Below are 20141 nucleotides of genomic sequence, written 5' to 3'. Positions count from 1 at the left end.
CCCAGGCCCCGTCGGTGAGCTCATGCGGCCGACACTCGACCATCCCCCGGCGCGGATCACCTCTCCTGGGCTTTGGCGCCCGTGGCCGGCCCCCCTCGGTGGAGCAGCGCAGAACGGGATGGAGCCGCCACGCCCGCACCGGGAGGATTGACGTGGGGCCGCGGGTGGGTACCTCCGAGGGTCAGCGACGGGTCGTGTTCTCGCTTCACAGTGGGGGAGGCGTCGCAGTATGGCTCAGGAGCGTCGTGCGGCGCCCGAGCGGCGTGCGACGCCGCGGGCCGCTGGTCCACAGAGCAGCCCCGCCCGTGCCACGCGGACCGCCGGCTCGTCGCGGACCGGCACAGCCGCAGTCACGCGGCCGGCCGCCAGTGCTGCTCGGGCCGGGCAGATCCGTCGTGACGCCGGACACGGTCGGGACGCGCGCGCGGTCACCGGACGACGTGCCGACACCGGCACCCGCGTGGCGCAGCCACCCACCGAGCACCGACGGCGCCCGGCGAGGGCCGAGAAGCACCTGACCGGCGGCACGCCCGAGGTGAGCCGCGAGGCCAGGGCAGACGGCGGACCGGCTCGAACCCGCGACGCCGGCCGCACCGACGGCCGCACGCCGGGTTCCGGCCGGCCTCGGTCGCCATCCCGCCCCGCCCCCCGCCGCACGGGCACGGCACGGGGGTCTCGCGGTCTCGGTGCCATCCTCTCGGCGGTGCTGCGCCGCGCCCGTGCCGCACTGGACGGGCTCGGCGCTCGTCTGAGGCGGACGGTCCGGCGCATGATCCGTCGGTTGTCACCCCGGATAGCCGCGGCCTTGCACGGCCTCGCCGGCCGCGGCAGCGGGCTACAGCGGGCCGCGTGGGCCGCCTTGCGAGCCGTCCTGACCGGCCGCAACCCGGTGCTCGCGGCGATCAAGGCCTGGTTCGCCGCGCTGAGCACGCCGATGAAGATCCTGGTGATCGGGGCGCTGGTAGTGCTCGCCGTACTCGCGCCGCTGCTGCTGTTGCTCCTCCTGCTGGCCCTCGCCATCGCCCTCGTGGTCATCGCCGTACGGGCGCGGGCCACCGCCTGAGCCCTGACCGGCCGATCCTCCTCGCCCGCGGACCCGGCGGCTCCTCCTGACAGCCCGAGGCAACGTCTCCTCCGCGCTGTGCGCCCTGCGCCGCCCTCGGCCTGCGTGGACGTTCCCGGCCGCTGACACCCGCCGGGGCGCCACGCCGGCCCGGGCGACGTCGGCCGTCGAGGGGCCGGGCGAGGTGTCAGGGCAGCACCGCCGCACCCGGTACGTCAGGGGAGTCGCCGTCACGGCTGCACGTGAGCAGACTCCGTCGACGCGGTCCGCCGGGTTCGCCGGCCGACCACAGTCCCAAGCGGCCCACCATCGGACACGCTTCAAGGCTGAGGACGTGGGGTCTGAAGCGAGACAGGCGCCATCGTCGCCGAGCCGAATGGTCAGACGCTGGCATTCCCATGACCGAGCCGGTCGACCGCGGTCTGTGGTCCGGGCGGCCGCCCGGGCCGGCGGACGGGCCGATGTCACGTAGGGGCGCCGAGCGGCGGGTGCTCGAGCACGCAGGGTCTGTACTCGACCAGCTGGATGCGGCCGTCGAAGGTGCGGTGGTCGATCATCTCGAGGGCGACGTCCGGATAGCCGTCGTAGATGCGTTCGGCGCCCGTGGCCCCGGTGATCACCGGGAAGATCCCGACCCGGAAGCGGTCGACGAGTCCGGCCCGTAGCAGGGACCGGCACAGGCTGAGGCTGCCGATCGTGCTGAGGAGCCCCGAGCCGTTCTCCTTCATGGCACGGACCGTCTCGACGGCGTCGTCGCGGACGAGCGTGCAGTTGGCCCACGTCAGTGGCTCCTCGAGCGAGGAGGAGAACACCACCTTGGACGCCTGCGTGAGCTCATCGACGGACGCCTCTTCCTCGGGCCTGAACTCGTCCTGGCCATCCGGGACCTCGCCGGCGGCGAAGCCCGACATCAGGCGGTAGGTGTTCGCTCCCATCAGGTAGGTGACCTCGGGCTGCTCGCCGAGCCAGGCGAGGTACTCCGGGCCCTCGAGGCCCCAGAACCCGGGCCAGCCCTCTCCCGATGCGTAGCCGTCCAGGGAGGTGATGAAATCGACGAGAAGCTCCGACACGGCGGTGTCCCTTCCTCGAGTGTCACGAGCTTGGACCGGCCTGGAGCCACGAACTCATCGGCCGCGCTGTGAGGTGACGAGACCCATGACTCTGCAACGTGCCGAGTTCCAGCAGGTGGATCTCGACGTGGAGCAGGTGAGGGTCCGCATCGGCGATGACGGGATCCTGCGGTCGTGGCACCCTCCCCCACGCCGCCGCATGGCCAGCGTCACGGCGCGGAAGGCTTGTGCAGCACCGACAGTGGCGAGGGCATCGTCGTCAGTCGCGACGGGCAATGCTGGCGTGGATCCTGCGGAGCAGCGGGCGAGGGGCCTTCGACTCTGGAGGCGGGAGGTCCCAAGACGTAGCGCCCCTCATGGCCAGGAAGCCCGTGGTATGCCGACTCGGGGCGCATTCTTACGTGTACGCGCATCCTCGCGACGAGCACCAGGGGCCGGATCGATACCGAGATCAGGTGTGCCGTCGCTGCGGAAAGGGTCGCGACGATCACATACTTGCCCTTCCGCGAAACTCTCCGCCGGGCCTCGGGCCGACCATCTTCGGCTGATCGTGCTGAGGCTTTCAGACAGCAGTGAGCCCCGCGGTCGTGGTGACACCCCGAATCCGCCTCCGAGGAACGCACCGGTCCAACTGACGTTCACCGATCCGTCGGTCGCCGGTGTGTCCCCAAGCGGCCCACTTCGGGACACGTTCAGGTGTCCCGGCCAGGATGACTGGGCCCGCGGATTGATTGCTTCACAGCGTCCTGTACCCGAGCGCCTTGGTGCGCCAGGCTAGACAGGAGCGGTAGGGGTGGAGCGCGGGTCGAGCCCGGCCGCGCGGTAGATCGAGTCGAGCACACGCATCTGCGCCAGCGCGGCCGAGGCGTCCGTCGGGACCGACCCGTCGCCGCGCACCGCGTCCCGAAACGCCTCCAGCTGGTAGTCGTAGGTGGACCGGCGAACGGGGCGCTCGATCCGCACGCCCGCGGCCCCTCGGACTCGGATACGCGCGACCCGCAGCTGAGGGTGGTACGGGCTGATGACCCGCATGCGCCCCGCGTCGCCGACGACGTCGAGATGTGAGTCGATCAGGCGACGCGACCACAGTGACGAGAGCACGGTGGCCCGGACGCCGCCGTCGAAGAGCAGCCCGGCGTCGACCCGTCGATCGATTCCGTTCGGCGCCGTAGCGCGCGCCCAGGCCACTTCCGGCTCCGAGTCGAAGAGCTCCCGCAGCACCCGCACCGGGTAGTAGCCGACATCGAGGAGGCCGCCACCGCCGAGCGTCAGGTCGTAGCGGATGTTGCCGCCGGGCGGCAGCGGGACGGCGAAGGCGGCGGCGGCCGTGCGGATCGTGCCGAGCTCCCCGGACGCCAGGATCGCGACGAGTCGCTCCAGCGCGGGGTGGTAGTGCGAGTGGTACGCCTCCATGACCACGCATGGAGACGACGAGGTGGCCTCGAGAACCTCCTCAGCCTGGGCGGCGTTCGCCGTGAACGGCTTCTCGCAGAGCACGTGCTTCCCGGCCGCGACGGCCGCCAGGGTCCAGCGCCCGTGCAGAGCCGCCGGGAGCGGCACGTACACCGCGTCGACCGCGGGGTCGGCGAGCACGTCGTCATACGTGGGGTGCACGCGCGGGATGCCGTTGCGCTCGGCGTATGCCGCCGCTCGTGCGGGATCACGGGCCGCGAGCGCGACCACCTCCACGCCGGCAACCCGCCGGCTGGGCCCCAGCAGTGCCATCCGCACGATCCGAGCCGCACCCAACACACCGATGCGCACCGCGTCCATCTGCACTCCACAGCACAGGGATGTCCACCGAGTGGCACGGCAACGCTAGACCCACCGGCGGCCTGCACACCAGCGATCGCAGAACTCATCGAGCCGCGCGGCGGTGCGGTGAAGCCCACATGGAGCATCGCGCCGATCCGGTCAGCGCCGACACGGGTCGGAGTGTCTCCGAGGCCGCCTTCAGGGACACAGGTGAGGACGAGCCCTGAGCCGGTTACCCGGTCCTGGTCACGGCAGGCTCAGCAGGGCGGCGGGGTGGTCGCGGCGGTGAGGCCGGACGGCGTGGTGACGACGAGGTCCGCGTCCGGAGCGAGCCGGTGGGTCCAGCCGGGGGCCTGGTGCTCGCCGCGGTGGTGCGTGGTGCAGGAGCCGGCCGGGTTGGCTGCTGACGTCGGGCCCCCGGGCCAGGGGCGGACGGGTCGAGCTCCCCGCTCCCGCGCACGCCGCGGCGGCAGCCGGGGAAGCGGCAGCGCCGGTCGCGGGCGCGGACGTGGCGGTCCAGCGCGGTGCCGGGCCGGTACTCCGGGCTGTCGGCCGGGACGCCCAGGCCGGGGCGGGCGGTGAGGTCGTGGTCGCAGGTGTCGGGGGCGCGCCGGCACTGCGGCGCGGCCACATGTGCCCACGCGTCGCAGTGCGGGCAGGTCGGTGAGTGCGAGCAGGGCGCCGGTGACGGCGTCGGTGAGCGCGATGCGGGGCCGGTCCGCGAGCCCGCCGCCGGCGGTCCGGCCGAGCAGGTCGGCCAGCGCGGCCCGGTCGTCGTCCGCGGCGACGGTCAGGGCGGCGAGCGCGTCCGGTGCCGTCGACACCCGGCCGGCGGGGCCGACGGTCCAGGTGGTCGCGTCGGCGGCGTCGGCGCGCTCCGTCGTGTGGACCGTCCGGCGGGCGTGGCCGAGCGCGCGCTCGAACGTCAGCAGTGCCTCGCCCGCCGCGTCGACCGCGCGGTCCGGTGGCCTGGACCTCACCCGGTGGACCGGGTGCCCGGCCCACCGGAGGAGCGGGCGCGGCAGGAGCGTCGAGCGCCCGTCCCGCCGACCCCGCCACGTGTTCGATCACAGGATCGAAGAGAGAGCGGGGCAAGGTCCGTGGACGGTGGAGTGCCCGGGTCAGTGCCCTGTCAGCCCGGGCGGTGGTCCGGCACGTTGGACGGGTCGCCGCCCGGGTCGTGCTCCCTGCCGCCGGTCGCGGCCAGCAGCGGGCCGGGGCCACCCTCGCCGCGGCCGAGCGCGGCCACGAACTGGCGCAGGGAGTCGTCGCCGCGGTAGGCCGGCTGCCAGTCCAGCTGGGTGCGGGCGCGGGCGGTCTCGAGCACCGGCGACTTCAGGGCGAGGTCCAGCCAGCCCGGCTCGGTGGGCACCAGGCGCGCGTGGAAGGCCGCGCTCAGCCCGGCGCGCAGCACCGTCGCCGGCACCGGGATCCGGGTGGTGCCGAGCGCGCGGGCGATCCCGTCGGCGTCGAGAGCCGGGTCGGCGGAGAGGTTGAACGGGCCGGGCGCGCGCCGGTCGAGCATGCGGGTGATGGCGTCGGCGACGTCGTCGGCGTGGATGAAGCCGACCCGCAGCGACGGCAGGGGCAGCGGCAGCAGCGAGGCCACCTGCCCGGGCACCAGCCGGGCGGCGCCGAGCAGCAGCGGCCCGAGGAAGTAGCGGCCGATCTCGCTGGCCGCCTCCGGCTGCAGGACCAGGGTCGGGCGGACGACGGTCAGCGTGACGTCCCTCCTCCGCCCGACCACCTCGCGCACCACCCGCTCGGCCTCGGACTTCTGCCGGCTGTACTGGGAGCTCGGGATGCCGGTGACCGGCCAGTCCTCGGTGACCGGCCGGTCCCCGGCCCCGGCGGCGTAGGCGCCGAGCGAGGACATGTGCACGACGTGCCCCACCCCCGCCGCCACCGCGGCGCGCACCACCCGGCGGGTGCCGTTGACGTTCGCCTCGTGCAGCGCGTCCGGCTTGCGGCCCGGCTGCAGCACCCAGGCCAGGTGGACGACGGCGTCGACGTCCTCGAGCAGGTTGGTCAGCGCCTGCTCGCTGGAGGTCTCGCCGAGGTCGGCGGTGTACCAGGTGACGGAGTCGTAGGGAGCGGTGTCCGGCGGCTGCCGGCGGGCCAGACCGCGGACCTCGGCCACCCCGCTGCCCGGGGCGGTCAGCCGCCGCAGCAGTGCCGTCCCGACGTTGCCGCTCGCGCCGGTGACGGCGACCCGGAGGCCCTTCAGGTGGTCGCGGGGGAGATCAGCCATGCCCCGCCGCTACCCGCGCTGCCGCGAGGCAACCGGGGAGGCCGGCCCCGAGGCGGCCGCCGCGCCGGAGCGCAGACCCAGCGACACCGCCGCGACGACGAGCAGTGCCCCCGCAGCCACCCAGAACCCGGTCGCGGTGCCCAGGGCGTCGGCCAGCCGCAGCACCAGCAGGCTGGCGAGCAGGCCGCCGACCTGCAGCGTCAGCGACGACGCCGACAGCGCGGTCGCCCGCTGCCCGGCGGCCACCCGCGCGTGCAGCGCGTCCTTCCACAGCGGCCACGCCGCGGCGTTGCCCACGTAGAAGACGGTGAACAGCCCGCCCAGCGCCGGCGGCCCGCCGAGGGGGACGACCGCGACGGCGAGCGCGCCGAGCAGGGCCAGCCCCGCCGTCGCCACGCCCGCCGACCCGCGCGCCGCCCGGCGGGCGAGCGGCGCGAGCAGCGCCCCGACCCCGGCCGCCGCGTACGACACCGCCATCACCACGCCGAACACCGCGGCGCCCTCGGCGTCGTCGCCGGTGAGCGCGGCGACGTGCAGCGGCCCCACCAGCTCGAGCGTGCTCAGCGTGCAGCCGACCAGGAGCGAGATCGCCAGCAGCCGGCGCAGCACCCGGTCGCGGACGACCAGCCGCGCGGTGTCGCGGACGACCGCGGGCACCTCCCGGACGCCGGCGCGCAGGGCGGCCACCCCCGCGTGCCGCGCGGGAGCCACCGGGACGACGAGCGCCGCGACGGCGGCCACCGACAGCAGGGCGACCCCCGTGGCGGCCAGCACCGGCAGCACGAGCACCGCGTCGCCCGAGCCGTCGGCCACCAGGGGCAGCAGCCCGCCGAGCACCGCGCCCAGGCACAGGCCTGCCCCGTCGGCGGCGCCCGCGCGGGACAGGCCCGGGGTCACGTCCGCGGACGGGTCGGCGGCGCGGACGGCGTCGACGTACCAGGCCTCCAGCGGCCCGGAGTCCAGCGCCCGGCCGACGCCCTTGAGCGCCCACGCCACCGCGAACGCCGCGACGGAGTGCGCGAGGGCGGAGGTGACCAGCCCGGCGGCGGTCATCAGCCCGGACAGCACGAGCACCTGCCGGGTGCCGATCGCGTCGGCCAGCCCGCCGGTGGGCAGCTCCAGCAGGAGGGTGACCAGCGAGTAGACGGCGACGACGACGCCGACGTCGGCCGGCGACAGCCCGCGGGAGGCGGCCAGCAGCACGGACACCGGCGCGGCGAGCCCGATCGGCAGCCAGCGCAGCGCGGTCAGCCCGACGAAGCGGCGGCCGGCGGAGCGCACGGTCAGCGGCGCGCTCACGCCGGGTCCTCGGTGAGCGGGAACAGGTCCAGCAGGACGTGCACCAGCGGCTGACCGGGCTCCTCGCGCTCGGCCCGCCAGCGGGCGAGCACGCCGTTGAGCTCCTCGGTGAGCGCCGCGGTGGCCTCCGGCGACAGGTGCAGCGCCCAGTCGTTGAGCGAGACGGCGTCGCGCCAGACGGGCTCGAGGGCCTCCCGCTGCTCGGCGTGCGCGGCGAGCATCCGGCGCTGCCGGCCCAGCGACTGGTGGGTCAGCTCCTCGACGACCTCGCGGCCGCCGGGCCGGGTGACCAGGTCCTCGGTGCGCCAGCGGGTGCTGCGGTGCCGGGCGCGCCACCAGCGCTCCCGCGCGGTGCCCTGGCCGGCCACCTCCTCGACGAAGCCGAGGTCCGCGAGCTGGCGCAGGTGGTAGCTGGTCGTCCCGCTGCTCTCGCCCAGGCGCTGGCCCAGCCGGGAGGCCGTGGACGGTCCCTCCGACCGCAGCAGGGCGAGCAGCCCGGTGCGGATCGGGTGCGCCAGCGCCCGCAGCGTCCGCGGGTCGGTGACGTCGACGGTCTCCTCGGGGGCGGGGTCGGACACGCCGCCAGACTAGGGATGCAGAGACCTCTTTGCAAAGAGGTCTCTGCATCCCGTGGCGTCAGCCGTCGGAGTCCTCGCCGTCGGTGGCGTCCTCGACCTCCTGCTCGGCCTCGTCGACGCCCTCCTCGACGTTCTGCTGCACGTCGTCGTCCACGACGTCGGAACCGCAGGCGGCGACGGTCCACGGGGACGCGGCGAGGGCGAGGCCGACGGCGGCCAGGCGCCAGTTGCGGCGGCGGGGCGTGGTGGCGGGCGACATGGTGGCTCCCTGGGGTCGGGGGTGGGGGCACGGGGTGCCCCGGACGGGCGGCGTCCATGCGCCCGGGCCCGCCGCCCGGGGTGATTGACAGCCCGCGACCGGCGGGGCGAGGCTCGCGGCCACAGGCATCCGCCGACGTCGCCGGGCCTCGGAGCAGCGCTCTCCCGCTGCCCGGCACCGGTGGGGGATCGAGGTGGCGCTCACGTGACGTCCCGGGTGCGGCCGACCCCGGCGGAGGGCCTGCGGATGGGCACCCCGCAGGGGCGGTGGGTGCTGCTGACCACCGTCCTGGGCTCCAGCCTGGCGCTGCTGGACAGCACGGTGGTCAACGTGGCCCTCGAGCGCATCGGGGCCGACCTCGGCGCCGGGTTCACCGGGCTGCAGTGGACGGTGAACGCCTACACCCTCACCCTCGCCTCGCTGATCCTGCTCGGCGGCTCGCTGAGCGACCGGTTCGGCCGGCGGCGCGTGTTCGTCGTCGGCGTCGTCTGGTTCGCCGCCGCGTCGCTGCTGTGCGGGCTGGCGCCGGACACCGGGACGCTCGTCGTCGCCCGCGCGCTGCAGGGGGTCGGGGGAGCGTTGCTGACCCCGGGCAGCCTGGCGATCATCTCGGCGTCCTTCGCCGGGGAGGACCGGGCCGCGGCGGTGGGCGCGTGGTCGGGGCTGGGCGGGGTGGCCGGCGCGGTCGGGCCCTTCGTCGGCGGCTGGCTGGTGGAGTGGAGCTGGCGGGCGGTCTTCCTGGTCAACCTGCCGGTGGCCGCGGTGATCGTCGTCGTCGCGGCCCGGCACGTGCCCGAGACCCGCGACCCCGCCGCCGCACCGGGCCTGGACTGGACCGGGACCGTCCTGGTGGTCGTCGGCCTCGGCGGGCTCACCTACGCCCTCACCGCCGCCGGCGGGCCCGCCCCCGGGCCGGCGGTGTGGGCCTGGGGGGTCGCCGCGGTGGTCGCGCTGGCCGCCTTCGTCGCCGTGCAGCGCCGCTCCCGCCACCCCCTGGTGCCGCCCGTGCTCTTCCGCAGCGTCCAGTTCACCTCCGCCAACGTGGTGACGCTGCTGGTCTACGCCCCGCTCGGGGTCGTCTTCGTGCTGCTGGTGCTGCAGCTGCAGGTCGTGTCCGGCTACAGCCCGCTGCTGGCCGGGACCGCGCTGCTGCCGGTCACCGTGCTCATGCTGCTGTTCTCCTCGCGGGTCGGCGCCCTCGCCCAGCGGATCGGGCCGCGGCCGCTGATGACCTCCGGGCCGCTGCTGTCGGCCGCGGGCCTGCTGCTGATGCTGCGGATCGGCGAGGACGCCTCCTATCCGCTCGACGTCCTGCCGGCCACCGTCGCGTTCGGCGCCGGGCTGACCCTGCTGGTCGCCCCCCTCACCGCGACCGTCCTCGACTCCGCCGACGACCGCTACGCCGGCGTCGCGTCCGGGGTCAACAACGCCGTCGCGCGGGCCGCCAGCCTGCTCGCGGTGGCCGTCGTCCCGGTCGTGGCGGGCATCGGCGGGGACGACTACACCGACCCCGCCGCCTTCGGGTCCGGCTTCCGGACGGCGGTGCTCGTCTGCGCCGCGTTGCTGGTCGCGGGCGCGCTCGTCGCCCTCGCGGGGATCCGCCGGCCGCTGCGCACGGCGGAGCCCGGACCCGGCGGTCGGCTGCCGGTCGAGGAGTACGCGCACTGCAACGTCGAGGGCCCGCAGCTGCACCCGCGCGAGCCCGTGGGCTCCCGCCCGGCCCGCGGGGGCGGTCCCCGCGGCCCCGAACCCCTGGAGGACCAGTGACCCAGGCCCCCGAGGCCGCCGGGCGGGCCCGGCCCGTCCTGCTCACCGTCGACGACGACCCCGGGGTGTCCCGGGCGGTCGCGCGCGACCTGCGCCGCCACTACGGCGAGCGGTTCCGGGTGGTCCGCGCCTCCTCCGGCGAGGAGGCGCTCGGGGCGCTGCGGGAGCTCAAGCTGCGTGGGGACCGGGTGGCGGCGGTGCTCGCCGACTACCGGATGCCCGGGATGAACGGCATCGAGTTCCTCGAGCAGGCGATGGACCTGTTCCCCCGCGCGCGCCGCGCGCTGCTCACCGCGTACGCCGACACCGACGCCGCCATCCAGGCGATCAACCTCGTCGACGTCGACCACTACCTGCTCAAGCCGTGGGAGCCACCGGAGGAGAAGCTCTACCCGGTCGTCGACGCCATGGTCGCCTCCTGGGAGGCCAGCCCGGACACCGCCGTCGAGGACGTCAAGCTGGTCGGCCACCACTGGTCGGCGCCGTCGTTCGCCGCCCGCGACTTCCTGGCCCGCAACGCCGTCCCGTACCGCTGGTACAGCGTCGAGGAGCCCGAGGGGCGGCGGCTGCTCGCCGCGGCCGGCGCGGGTCCCGACGACGTCCCGGTCGTGGTGCCGCCGGGCGGGGAGGCCCTGCTGGCGCCGACCGAGGCGGAGCTCGCCGCCGCGGTCGGCCTCACGGTCGAGCCGAGCACCGACTTCTACGACCTCGTCGTCGTGGGCGGGGGTCCCGCCGGGCTCGGCGCCGCCGTCTACGGCGCCTCCGAGGGGCTGCGCACGGTGCTGGTGGAGCGGCAGGCCACCGGCGGGCAGGCCGGGCAGAGCAGCCGGATCGAGAACTACCTCGGCTTCCCCGACGGCGTCTCCGGCGGGCAGCTGGCCGAGCGTGCCCGGCGGCAGGCCATCCGGTTCGGCACCGAGGTGCTCACCGCCCGCAAGGTGACCGCGCTCGAGGTCCGCGGCTCGGCCCGGGTGGTGCACTTCGCCGACGGCGGCAGCATCGCCGCGCACGCGGTCGTGCTGGCCACCGGCGTCGCCTACCGGACGCTGCCGGCCGCGGGCGCCGACGGGTTCACCGGCCGCGGCGTCTACTACGGCTCGGCGCTGACCGAGGCCGAGGCCTGCGCCGACCAGCCCGTGTACGTCGTCGGCGGGGCGAACTCGGCCGGGCAGTCGGCGGTGTTCTTCTCCCGGCACGCCAGCTGCGTCACGCTGGTGGTCCGCGGTTCCTCGCTGGAGACGTCCATGTCGCACTACCTGGTGCAGCAGCTGGCCGCGATCCCGAACGTCGTCGTCCGGACCGGCACCACCGTGACCGCCGTGCTGGGCGACGACCACCTGGAGCAGGTCGAGCTCACCGACCGCTCCGGCCGGGTGGAGACCGTGCCCACGTCGCACCTGTTCGTCTTCATCGGCGCCGAGCCGCGCACCGACTGGCTCGACGGCGTCCTCGCCCGCGACGAGCGCGGGTTCGTGCTCACCGGCCCGGAGCTGCTCGTCGACGGCGAGCGGCCACCGGGCTGGCGCCTGCAGCGCGACCCGTTCTTCCTCGAGTCCAGCGTCCCGGGCGTGTTCGTCGCCGGCGACGTCCGCGCCCAGTCGGTGAAGCGGGTGGCCTCCGCCGTCGGCGAGGGCGCCATGGCGGTCACGCTGGTGCACCGCTACCTGGAGGAGCGGTGACCGCGCCCGCCCGCCTGGAGCCCGCGCGGCTGCGCGAGCTGTTCCTGTTCGCCGACCTCGACGAGGCGCAGCTGGCGTGGGTCTCGGAGACCGGCGACGTCGTCGCGTTCCCCGCCGGCAGCGACGTCTCCACGGAGGGCGAGCCGGCCGAGTGCTTCTACGTGCTCCTGACCGGCACCCTGCGGATGGTCCGGCGCGTGGGGCGCGACGAGGTGGAGACCGTGCGCACCGACCAGCCGGGCGTGTACAGCGGCGCGGTGCAGTTCTACCTCGGCGACCAGGTCCCGCAGGTCTACCCGGCGACGGTGCGCGCGGTCACCGACTGCACCTTCCTGGCGCTGCCCGCGGCCGAGTTCGCCGCGGTGTTCCGCCGCTGGTACCCGATGGCCGTCCACCTGCTGCAGGGCCTGTTCCTGGGCACGCGCAACTCCGAGGAGCTGGTCGGCCAGCGGGAGCGGCTGCTGGCGCTGGGCAAGCTGACCGCGGGGCTCACCCACGAGCTCAACAACCCGGCCGCGGCCGCGTCCCGGGCCACCGCGGCGCTGCGCGAGCGGGTCGCGGGCATGCGGCACAAGCTCGCGCTGCTGGCCGACGGCACCTTCGACGGCTCGCAGCTGCGCCGGCTGACCGAGCTGCAGGAGCGGTTCGTCGCGGGCATCGGCAGCGCGGTCGAGCTGAGCGCGCTGGAGCGGTCGGACCGGGAGGACGAGCTCGGCGACTGGCTCGAGGACCACGACGTCGACCGGCCGTGGGAGCTGGCGGCGGTGTTCGTCCCGGCCGGGCTGGACACCGAGTGCCTGGAGGCGGTCGCCGGCGCCGTCGACGCCGACTTCCTCGAGCCGGCGCTGCGCTGGCTGGCCTACACCGTCGAGACCGAGATGCTGCTCGCCGAGATCCTCGACAGCACCTCGCGGATCTCCCACCTGGTCGGCGCGGCCAAGCAGTACTCGCAGGTCGACCGCACGCCGCACCAGCTCACCGACCTGCACGCCGGGCTCGACGCGACGCTGGTCATGCTCAGCGCGAAGACCGGCCCGGGCATCCGCGTGGTCAAGGAGTACGACCGCGCGGTGCCGCCGGTCCCGGCCTACGCCGCCGAGCTCAACCAGGTGTGGACCAACCTCGTCGACAACGCGCTCGACGCCATGGCGGGGGAGGGCACGCTCACCCTGCGCACCGCCGTCGACGGCGACTCCGCCGTCGTCGAGGTCGCCGACACCGGCCCGGGCATCCCGGAGCCGGTGCGGCGCCGGGTGTTCGAGCCGTTCTTCACCACCAAGCCGGTGGGCCACGGCACCGGCCTCGGGCTCGACGTCGCCTGGCGGATCGTCACCAACCGGCACGGCGGGGTGATCAAGGTCCGCTCGGAGCCGGGGAACACCCGGTTCGTGGTGCGGCTGCCGCTGTCCGAGCCGCCGGCGGGCTGAGGCGTCCGCGTCCGCCGGCGGCCGCCCCGTCCGGGCGGGAGGGGTGCCGCCCGGACGGGGCAGCGCGGAGGTCAGCCGGTGATGGCGATCCGGCGCGGCCTGGCCTGCTCGGCCTCGGGCACGCGGCCGGTGAGCACGCCGTCGGACAGCGCGGCGGTGACGTGCTCGGCGTCGACGTCGCCGGGCAGGGTCACGGAGCAGGAGAACCGGCCGCCGCGGCGGGTCGTGCGGCGCAGGATGCCGGTGCGCTCCCTCTGCTTCACCTCTCCGGCCACGGTCAGCCTGCGGTCGCTGAGCTCGATGTCGACGTCGTCCCGGGTCACGCCCGGCAGCTCGATCTCGACCGACCAGGCGTCCTCGGTCTCCTCGACGTCGGCGAGCGGGGACCAGCGGTCGACGGCGCCGCCGAACCCCTCGGTCCAAAGCCGGTTCACCCGCTCGTGGAGGTCCTCGAGCTCGCGGAAGGGGTCCCAGGTCGCGACGTCCCGGGAGGACTCCCGGGGGTCAGGAGGCGCCGCGGACGTGCACGGCCACCAGGTCGGCGGTGCGCTCGGCGGCGAGCTCGGGGATCCAGTGCGGCACGTCCTCGAGCACCTCCAGCCGGTAGGGCCCGGTCACGTGGTCGCGGGTCCTCTCGGTGGCGGCGCGGCCGAGGAAGGTGTCGCCGGTGCTCCACACGTGCAGGGTCGGCACGGTCACCTCCCCGACGGTGTCGCGGGCGGCGAGGGGCACGGCCCGGTACCAGGCCAGGGCGCTCGACAGCGCGCCCGGCTCGCGCATCCGGGAGACGTAGCGCTCGACGACGTCCGGGGGCAGGCCGCCGTTCTCCAGCACGCCGCGCAGCGCCCGCCCGTCACCGGCGAGCAGCAGCCGCTCGGGCAGGACGGGGAGCTGGAAGAGGGCCATGTACGACGAGCGCAGCCCCTGGTCGCTGGTGAGCACCGCCCGCCCGACCGCGGCCGGGTGCGGGGTCGACAGCGAGGTCAGCGTGCGCACCCTGTCCGGGTGCCAGGCCCCCAGCGCCCACGCGACCGCGCCGCCCCAGTCGTGCCCGACGACGTGCGCCCGCTCGAGCCCGGCGGCGTCGAGCAGCGCCAGGACGTCGCCGGTCACCGCGCGCAGCCGGTAGGCCGAGCGCCCGGGCGGCCGGGCGCCGGGGCTGTAGCCGCGCTGGTCGAGGGCCAGGGTGCGCAGCCCGGCGGCGTGCAGCAGCGGCGCCATCCGGTCGAAGGCGCTCGCGTCCTGCGGGAAGCCGTGCAGGAGCACCACCGGCTCCCCGTCGGACGGGCCGTCGTCGTGCACGTCGAAGGTGAGGCCGTCGTTCTGGCACCGCTCCATGCCCTCCCCCTGCCCGCCCGGCGGCTGCCGGAACCCCCGGCGTCGGGGAGGATGGGGCGGTGACGGTGACCGCGGCGGAGCTGATCGTGCTGGTCGACGACGACGGGACGCCGATCGGCACCCTGCCCAAGCCGCTGGTGCACCACGGCGAGACGCCGCTGCACCGGGCGTTCTCCGCCTATCTCTTCGCCGACGACGGGCGGCTGCTGGTCACCCGCCGCGCCGAGGACAAGCAGACCTTCCCGGGCATGTGGACCAACACCGTCTGCGGCCACCCCGGCCCCGGCGAGGACGACGGCGCCGCGATCGCCCGCCGCGCCGGCCAGGAGCTCGGCCTGCGGGTGGCCGACCTGCGCCCGGCGCTGCCCGGCTACCGCTACCGCGCCGAGTTCCGCGGCGTCGTCGAGAACGAGGTCTGCCCGGTCTACCTGGGCCGCTTCACCGGCACGCCCGACCCCGACCCGCGCGAGGTGGGGGAGTGGGAGCTGCTGGAGTGGACGGCGTTCCGCCGCCGCCAGGAGGACTCCGAGCGCGACGAGTGGTCGCCCTGGTGCCGCGAGCAGGCGCGTCTGATCGAGCAGGCCGGGCTGGTCCCGAGGAGCCGTTGACGCGCGAGAGGTGGTAGTCGGCAGGACACGGACGGTGGCGGGCGCGCCCGCCCGCTCGTGTCGCTGCGCCGGACACGCGGGGGCGCCCTCCTAGCGTCCGCCGCGTGGACCGCCGGGGCTTCCTCCTCCTGCTCGCCACCGGACTCGCCGGGGCCGCCGTCGGGCGCGGCGCCGCCGAGATGGACCTGGGGGCACCGGACCTCGTCGCCCCGCCGCCCGCCGCGGCGGCCACCCCCACCGGCCCGGGCGGCCTGGTCGCCGTCCCTGCACCGGCCGGCGTGGTCGAGGAGATCCCCGGCAGGGGCAACCAGCTGGCCCTGACCATCGACGACGGCAGCAACGGCGAGGTGGTCGCGGCGCTGGTCACCCTCGTCCGCGAGACCGGCACCCGGCTGACGTTCTTCCCCAACGGCAGCTACCGCACCTGGGGCGACAACGCCCGCGACCTGTGGCCGCTGATCGAGTCCGGCGAGGTCGCGTTCGGCAACCACACCTGGTCGCACCCGGACCTCACCACCGTCTCCGACGCCGAGGTGGCCGAGGAGCTGCGGCGCAACCAGGAGTTCATGCGCCGCACCCTCGGCGTCACCGACACCCCGTTCTGGCGGCCGCCGTTCGGGTCGCACGACGAGCGCGTCGACGCGATCGCCGCCGACCTCGGCCACCCCACCACGGTGATGTGGAACGGCACCTTCGACGACGCCCGCGCGATCGGCGCCGAGGAGTTGATGGCCGCCGCGGAGCAGTGGTTCGCCGCCCGGGCGATCATCGTCGGCCACGCCAACCAGCCGGCCATCACCACCGTGCTCGACCGGCTGCTGGAACTGATCGAGACCCGGCAGCTGCAGACGGTGACCCTCGCCGACGTCTGGTCCTCCCCGGCCTGACCGCTCCGACCTGCGGGCCGCGCGGACCTCGGCGAGAGTGGCGGGGACGCATCGTGATCACGGGCCCGCTGGTCGCGTACCGGTGCGGGCCGGAGGACGGAGGAACGGGTGGCAGGGGAGCTGAAGGGCCGCGTGGCGCTGGTCACCGGCGGGGCCAGCGGGCTGGGCCGGGCGACGTGCGTGTCGCTGGCCGAGGCCGGCGCGCACGTCGTCGTCGCCGACATCGACGCCGACGGCAGCGAGCGCACCCGCGAGCTGGTGACCGACGCCGGCGGCAGCGCCGAGGTCGTCCCGCTGGACGTGACCGACGACGCGAGCCGCCGCGAGGTCGTGGCCCGGCTCTTCGAGCAGCACGGCGACGCCTTCGACGTCCTGGTCAACGTGGCCGGCATCGACCGGCCGGGCTACATCACCGACATCGACCTCGACGACTACCGCCGGGTCATGGCGGTCAACTGCGAGGGTCCGATCTTCCTGACCAGCGAGTTCGTGAAGCGGGTGCAGCACCTGCCCGAGGGCCGCACCGCCGACGTCGTGCACGTCGTGTCGCTGTCGGCGATCACCTCGGGCAGCGGCGCGATCGCCTACAACGGCTCGAAGGCCGGCTTCCTCAACGCCACCCGCTGCATCCAGCGCGAGCTGCGGGAGAAGGCCGTGAGGCAGGAGGACGGCAGCGAGCGGCCCTTCCCGGCGCGGGTCATGAGCGTCATCCCGGCGGCGATGGACACGCCGATGATGGAGCAGTGGGGCATCCCCGGGCACCTGATGATGCCGCCGTCGGCGGTGGCCGACACCGTCCGCACGCTGCTCCTGCTGCACCCGTCGGCGTTCGTGCCGGAGATGCAGGTCGTGCCGCGCCTCGAGCCGAACTTCCCGCGATGACCGACCCCGACCTCCCCGACAGCGGCATGGCCTCCGGCTCGGACGCCGGCGAGCCGGGGGAGCACCTCGGCAGCGGCGACCTGCGCCCCGACGAGGAGCGCCTGCTCGCCGAGCTGACCCGGGGCGTCGACGCCCCGCCCGACTCCACCGAGGCCGAGGTGCGCGCCGCCGAGGACGAGGCGCCGCTGCCCGACGACGGCGGCGCCCAGGACGACGGCCTGGAGGCCGACTTCTCGGACCCCCAGCCGTGAACGCGGCCCCTCCCGGATCCCGGGAGGGGCCGCTCACGCCTCCGGGGACAGGCGGACGGCGACCAGGGCGACGTCGTCCTCGGCGCCGTCGGGGACCATCCGCGCCAGCACCTCGTCGCAGACCTGGTCCACCGGCCGGTCGCGCAGCTCCGCGAGCGCCCGGGCGAGCCGCGTGACGCCGTCGTCGAAGCCCTCGGTCCGGCGCTCGACCAGGCCGTCGGTGAACAGCAGCACGGTGGAGCCGCGGGCGAGGACCACCTCGGCGTCGGCGCGGACCGCCTCCGGGCGCACCCCGAGCAGCAGGCCCGGCCGGCCGCCGTCCAGCGGCGCGCTGGTGCCGTCGGGGGCGGCGACCAGCGGGGGCAGGTGGCCGGCGCTGGCCCACCGCAGGCGGGTGACCCCGGCGGCGCGGTCGTCGTCGGTCTGCCCGAGCCGGCCGACCAGCACGGTGGCCATGGCGCCGAGCCGCAGCCCCTCGATCGCCGCGTCGAGCCGGGCGAGCACGGCCGCGGGGCTGTCCCCGCTGTCGTAGGCGATGCCGCGCAGCAGCCCCCGCAGCTGGGCCATGCAGGCGGCGGCCTGGACGTCGTGGCCGACGACGTCGCCGATGACCAGCATCGTCGAGCCGTCGGGCTGGACGAAGACGTCGTACCAGTCGCCGCCGACCTGGGCCTCCCGGGTGGCCGGCACGTAGCGCACCGCCATCTGCAGGTGGTCGGGCTGCGGCGGCTCGGACAGCAGGCTGCGCTGCAGCGTCTCGGCGGCGCGGACGATGCTGCGCGAGCGGGCGTAGAGCGCCTCAAGCAGGTGGCTGCGCAGCTGCAGCACCTCGGCGCGCTCCTGCGGTGTCCACGGGTGCGAGCGCTCGCGGACGGTCTCCCGCCAGCGGTCGAAGCTCTTGCGCGGGCTGAGCCGGACGTCGTCGCCCTCCCGCTCGGCGATCGCCTTGTTGTGCGGGTCGCCGCCCCAGTCGACGTGCCGCACGGCCTCGCGCCGGTGCCACAGCACGTACTGGCCCTCAGGGAGCGGCAGCACGAGCACGCCGCAGGCGACCTCGACCGGGACGCCGAGCCCGGGCGCCTCGCGCTGCAGGGCGTCGGTGGCCACCACGTCCTCGCCGCTCGCGGCCGCCCAGGCCACCACCCGCTCGAGGACGTCGGCCGGCAGCTCCGCGCCCGTGGTGCCGCTGCTGCCCTGGAGGCAGACCGCGACGCCGTCGGCGGGCAGGACGTCGAGCAGGCTGGTGGTGCCGAGCAGCGTGTCGGCCAGCGGGCGGTCCTCGTCGAGGGTGGCCGCGGTCAGCCAGGCCAGGGTGGAGCGGACCTGCAGCGCCCGGTGCACCTCGTCCTCGGCGGTGCGGTCGACCAGGCGCAGCGACAGCGTCGAGCCGAGGAACTCGGCCGCGGCGCGGGTGGCGTAGGGCGGCTGGTGCGGGCCGGAGTAGTGGTGGCAGGCGATGAGGCCCCAGAGCCGGTCGTCCTGCAGCAGCGAGATCGACATGGAGGCGCGCACGCCCATGTTCTGCAGGTACTCGACGTGGATCGGCGAGACGCTGCGCAGCGTCGACAGGGTGAGGTCCAGCGGCCGGCCGGTGGCCGGGTGCGCGGCCGGCTGGATGCGGCTGGGGACGTAGTCGACGTCGCTGATCAGCCGGATCCAGTTCTTCTCGTACAGCGCCCGGGCCTGCGCCGGGATGTCCGAGGCCGGGTAGTGCAGGCCGAGGAAGGAGTTGAGGTCCGCGGCCTTCGCCTCGGCCACGACCTCGCCGTTGTGGTCGGCGTCGTAGCGGTAGACCATCACCCGGTCGAAGCCGGTGAGGGCGCGGATCGCCCGCGCGGTGATGTCGTAGAGCTCCTGCAGCGTGGAGGCCCGGTTGAGCTCGGCGACGGTCCCGCGCACCGCCTGGTAGGTGTTCGGGAAGGAGAACGGCCGCGGCCCGCGCGCGGGTTCGAGCTCCACGACGAGGTTGGTCAGCGGCGGGTCGCCGTCCTCGGGCTGCCCGTGCTCGTCCCGGGCGCCGTCCAGCACCGCCCGGTGCAGGATCGCGTCCACCGGCACGGGGTCGCCGCCGACGTCGAGGGTGACCTCCACCGGGTTGCGCTCGCGCAGGTCGCCGAACGCGCTGGCCGAGCGGACGACGGCCTCCGTCTGCGCGACCCCGAGGACGTCGGCGAGCGGGCGGCCGAGCGCGTCGGACCAGACGACGCCGGTCAGCCCGGCGAGGTTCTCCGACGCCTGGACGACGACCAGGTCGGGCTCGCTGACCGCCAGCAGCACGCCGCGTGGCTGGATGCTGCCCGGGACGTGGATCGGCTCGCGGGCGCAGTTGTCCAGGTCGACCGGCTCACCCGGCGACAGCCACGCGACGTCTGCCCCGGCGGTGTCCGCCCCGGAGGTGGCGTCGACGTCGGTCACGCGGTGGCCCCCTGCGCCGCCGGGGCGCACCAGTCGGCGAGGACGGCGAAGGTCTGCCGGGCCGCGGCGACCACCCGCCCGGCGTCCCCGGCGCCCGCGACGTGCGCCCGGGTGACCCGGCGGAACCCGGCCCACATCGCGCCGGTGTCCTCGCCGTAGGGGCTGAAGCAGCGCAGCCGGGGCAGCCCCGGCAGGCCCGCCAGGTGGCGGTCGATGAAGGTGCCGCCGAGGGTCGAGCCCTCCATCACGTACAGCCGGCCCAGCGCCGCGTCGGTGTCCGGAACGGCGGGCAGGTCGGGCCGGCCGGCGTCGGGGGAGCCGCCCAGCCCGGCCAGGTCGGCGGCGTAGAGACCGGTGCGACGGCGGCGCTCCCAGTCGAGGGCGGCGGCGTCGGCGGGGCGGCGGGCGGCCCAGTCGTCCAGCCCGGCCTCGGCCACGGCCCAGAAGGCGTGCAGCCGCGCCAGGACGGTGACCAGGCGGCCGCGGTCCAGCGCGGGGTCCATCAGGTTGAGGGTGGCCTCGACCCGTCCGTGCTCCACGGCGGTGGCCGCGCGCAGGTCCCGGAGGACGTCGCCGGCGCCGCCCGCGTCTCGAGGCAACGCCTCTCCTCCC

The 20141-nt window shown here is 75.6% G+C and carries 18 protein-coding genes; 8 read left to right on the top strand and 10 right to left on the bottom strand.

Annotation, left to right across the window (positions count from 1 at the left end; translation table 11 throughout):
* Positions 1 to 859 precede the first annotated feature (859 nt).
* Positions 860 to 1063 (top strand): hypothetical protein, encoded by a 204-nt coding sequence (locus tag ACI8AB_RS01115; RefSeq protein WP_456948626.1) that lies wholly within the window; start codon positions 860 to 862, stop codon positions 1061 to 1063.
* A 464-nt stretch (positions 1064 to 1527) separates the two neighbouring features.
* Here the strand turns inward: ACI8AB_RS01115 and ACI8AB_RS01110 are convergent, their stop codons facing one another.
* From ACI8AB_RS01110 to ACI8AB_RS01085, 6 genes are all read right to left on the bottom strand, one after another.
* Complete coding sequence (locus tag ACI8AB_RS01110) at positions 1528 to 2133, bottom strand: dihydrofolate reductase family protein (RefSeq protein ID WP_456948625.1); 606 nt, start codon at positions 2131 to 2133, stop codon at positions 1528 to 1530.
* Between the two features lie 774 nt (positions 2134 to 2907).
* Positions 2908 to 3906, bottom strand: a complete 999-nt coding sequence (locus tag ACI8AB_RS01105) for a Gfo/Idh/MocA family protein (protein ID WP_456948624.1) — start codon at positions 3904 to 3906, stop codon at positions 2908 to 2910.
* Between the two features lie 1114 nt (positions 3907 to 5020).
* Entirely contained in the window at positions 5021 to 6139 is a 1119-nt protein-coding gene (locus tag ACI8AB_RS01100) for an NAD-dependent epimerase/dehydratase family protein (protein ID WP_456948623.1), read from the bottom strand.
* Between the two features lie 9 nt (positions 6140 to 6148).
* Positions 6149 to 7438 carry an MFS transporter gene (locus ACI8AB_RS01095; protein WP_456948622.1) on the bottom strand — a complete coding sequence of 430 codons (1290 nt, stop codon included), beginning with the start codon at positions 7436 to 7438 and terminating at the stop codon, positions 6149 to 6151.
* Complete coding sequence (locus ACI8AB_RS01090; protein WP_456948621.1) at positions 7435 to 8016, bottom strand: helix-turn-helix domain-containing protein; 582 nt, start codon at positions 8014 to 8016, stop codon at positions 7435 to 7437. Before ACI8AB_RS01090 ends, ACI8AB_RS01095 begins: the two co-directional genes overlap by 4 nt.
* A gap of 58 nt (positions 8017 to 8074) precedes the next feature.
* A complete protein-coding gene (locus ACI8AB_RS01085) occupies positions 8075 to 8275 on the bottom strand; it encodes a hypothetical protein (protein ID WP_456948620.1) in 201 nt (66 codons plus the stop codon).
* Between the two features lie 204 nt (positions 8276 to 8479).
* On the opposite strand from ACI8AB_RS01085, the gene ACI8AB_RS01080 reads away from it, so the two are divergent.
* From ACI8AB_RS01080 to ACI8AB_RS01070, 3 genes are read left to right on the top strand one after another with little or no spacing between them, the layout of a single operon-like run.
* Positions 8480 to 10042: an MFS transporter gene (locus tag ACI8AB_RS01080; RefSeq protein WP_456948619.1), complete on the top strand. Its 1563-nt coding sequence runs from the start codon at positions 8480 to 8482 to the stop codon at positions 10040 to 10042.
* Positions 10039 to 11721: an FAD-dependent oxidoreductase gene (locus ACI8AB_RS01075; RefSeq protein ID WP_387985700.1), complete on the top strand. Its 1683-nt coding sequence runs from the start codon at positions 10039 to 10041 to the stop codon at positions 11719 to 11721. The genes ACI8AB_RS01080 and ACI8AB_RS01075 overlap by 4 nt, the downstream gene beginning before the upstream one ends.
* Positions 11718 to 13148: an ATP-binding protein gene (locus ACI8AB_RS01070; protein WP_456948618.1), complete on the top strand. Its 1431-nt coding sequence runs from the start codon at positions 11718 to 11720 to the stop codon at positions 13146 to 13148. Before ACI8AB_RS01075 ends, ACI8AB_RS01070 begins: the two co-directional genes overlap by 4 nt.
* 71 nt (positions 13149 to 13219) lie before the next feature.
* On the opposite strand, the gene ACI8AB_RS01065 is transcribed toward ACI8AB_RS01070, so the two are convergent.
* Together ACI8AB_RS01065 and ACI8AB_RS01060 are read right to left on the bottom strand one after the other, a co-directional pair.
* Positions 13220 to 13582: an Hsp20/alpha crystallin family protein gene (locus ACI8AB_RS01065; RefSeq protein ID WP_456948617.1), complete on the bottom strand. Its 363-nt coding sequence runs from the start codon at positions 13580 to 13582 to the stop codon at positions 13220 to 13222.
* A gap of 70 nt (positions 13583 to 13652) precedes the next feature.
* Entirely contained in the window at positions 13653 to 14486 is an 834-nt protein-coding gene (locus ACI8AB_RS01060; RefSeq protein ID WP_456948616.1) for an alpha/beta fold hydrolase, read from the bottom strand.
* 59 nt (positions 14487 to 14545) lie between these two features.
* On the opposite strand from ACI8AB_RS01060, the gene idi reads away from it, so the two are divergent.
* From idi to ACI8AB_RS01040, 4 genes are all read left to right on the top strand, one after another.
* Positions 14546 to 15094: an isopentenyl-diphosphate Delta-isomerase gene (idi, locus tag ACI8AB_RS01055; RefSeq protein WP_387985690.1), complete on the top strand. Its 549-nt coding sequence runs from the start codon at positions 14546 to 14548 to the stop codon at positions 15092 to 15094.
* Positions 15095 to 15198: 104 nt separating this feature from the next.
* Positions 15199 to 15981, top strand: coding sequence for a polysaccharide deacetylase family protein (locus tag ACI8AB_RS01050; RefSeq protein WP_456948615.1), 783 nt, complete (start codon positions 15199 to 15201; stop codon positions 15979 to 15981).
* A gap of 108 nt (positions 15982 to 16089) precedes the next feature.
* Positions 16090 to 16863, top strand: coding sequence for an SDR family NAD(P)-dependent oxidoreductase (locus ACI8AB_RS01045; protein WP_387985687.1), 774 nt, complete (start codon positions 16090 to 16092; stop codon positions 16861 to 16863).
* Positions 16860 to 17114 carry a hypothetical protein gene (locus ACI8AB_RS01040; RefSeq protein ID WP_387985684.1) on the top strand — a complete coding sequence of 85 codons (255 nt, stop codon included), beginning with the start codon at positions 16860 to 16862 and terminating at the stop codon, positions 17112 to 17114. The genes ACI8AB_RS01045 and ACI8AB_RS01040 overlap by 4 nt, the downstream gene beginning before the upstream one ends.
* A 33-nt stretch (positions 17115 to 17147) precedes the next feature.
* On the opposite strand, the gene ACI8AB_RS01035 is transcribed toward ACI8AB_RS01040, so the two are convergent.
* Positions 17148 to 19529 carry a SpoIIE family protein phosphatase gene (locus tag ACI8AB_RS01035; protein WP_456948614.1) on the bottom strand — a complete coding sequence of 794 codons (2382 nt, stop codon included), beginning with the start codon at positions 19527 to 19529 and terminating at the stop codon, positions 17148 to 17150.
* On the bottom strand, positions 19526 to 20128 hold the full coding sequence (locus tag ACI8AB_RS01030; protein WP_456948613.1) for a biliverdin-producing heme oxygenase: 603 nt from the start codon (positions 20126 to 20128) through the stop codon (positions 19526 to 19528). The genes ACI8AB_RS01035 and ACI8AB_RS01030 overlap by 4 nt, the downstream gene beginning before the upstream one ends.
* Between the last annotated feature and the right edge of the window lie 13 nt (positions 20129 to 20141).

The organism is Geodermatophilus sp. SYSU D00698, assembly GCF_054050335.1.
Note: the sequence above shows the minus strand (reverse complement) of the source record. Positions and strands in the feature narration are given on the sequence as shown.